Raw genomic sequence first — 1137 nt, forward strand, 5'->3', positions numbered from 1 at the left:
GAGTCCGAGACGTGGAAGTCGATCGGCGGGGCGCGAGCAGCACGCCGGACACCGGCACCGAAGAGGAACGTCACGAGGAAGCCGATCGCGAACAGCATCGGCGTCTCGAAGCTGATCTGGCCGCGCCACATCGTGCCGATCCAGACGAAGAACTTCATGCCGGTCGGGACCGCGATGAGGAAGCTCAGGAAGCTGAAGAACGGCAGCAACACCTGGCCGGTGACGAACATGTGGTGCGCCCACACGCTCATCGACAGCGCCGCGATCAGCAGGGTCGCGCCGACCAGGCCCTTGTAGCCGAAGACCGGCTTGCGGCTGAAGACCGGGATGACCTCGGTGATGATGCCGAAGAACGGCAGCGCGACGATGTAGACCTCGGGGTGGCCGAAGAACCAGAACAGATGCTGCCAGAGCATCGGGCCGCCGGTTTCGACGTCGAAGACGTGCGCGCCGAGCACCCGGTCGGCGGCCAGCGCGAACAGCGCGGCGGCCAGGAACGGGAAGACCATGATCACCAGGAGGCTGGTGACCAGGATGTTCCAGGTGAAGATCGGCATCCGGAACATCGTCATGCCGGGGGCGCGCAGCGTGATGATCGTCGTGATCATGTTGACGCCGCCGAGGATGGTGCCGAGGCCGGACAGGGCCAGGCCGACGACCCACATGTTGCCGCCGACGCCCGGCGAGTGCAGGGAGTCGCTGAGCGGGGTGTACGCGAACCAGCCGAAGTCGGCCGCACCGCCCGGGGTCAGGAAGCCGCTGATGGTGATCAAGCCACCGAACAGATACAGCCAGTATGCGAAGGCGTTGAGCCGCGGGAACGACACGTCCGGCGCGCCGATCTGGATCGGCACCACGAAGTTCGCGAAGGCGAACACGATCGGCGTCGCGAAGAACAGCAGCATGATCGTGCCGTGCATGGTGAACAGCTGGTTGTACTGCTCCGGCGACAGCACCTGCATGCCCGGCTGCGCCAGCTCGGTGCGCATGAGCAGCGCCATGAATCCGCCGAGGATGTAGAACACGAAGGCGGTGATCATATACATGATCCCGATCTGCTTCGCGTCCGTCGTCCGCAGGATCCGCGCGAGGGCCGAGCCCTTTACCTGCGGTCGCACCGGCCAGGGCCGGGTCACG

Annotated in this window: 1 protein-coding gene; it reads right to left on the bottom strand. The window is 65.5% G+C overall.

The annotated features are described in order from the left end of the window. A partial coding sequence (locus tag DMB66_RS59885) for a cbb3-type cytochrome c oxidase subunit I (protein WP_125812697.1) occupies window positions 1–1136 on the bottom strand: 1136 nt, incomplete at its 3' end. Window position 1137: the final 1 nt, after the last annotated feature.

Source organism: Actinoplanes sp. ATCC 53533, assembly GCF_003947245.1.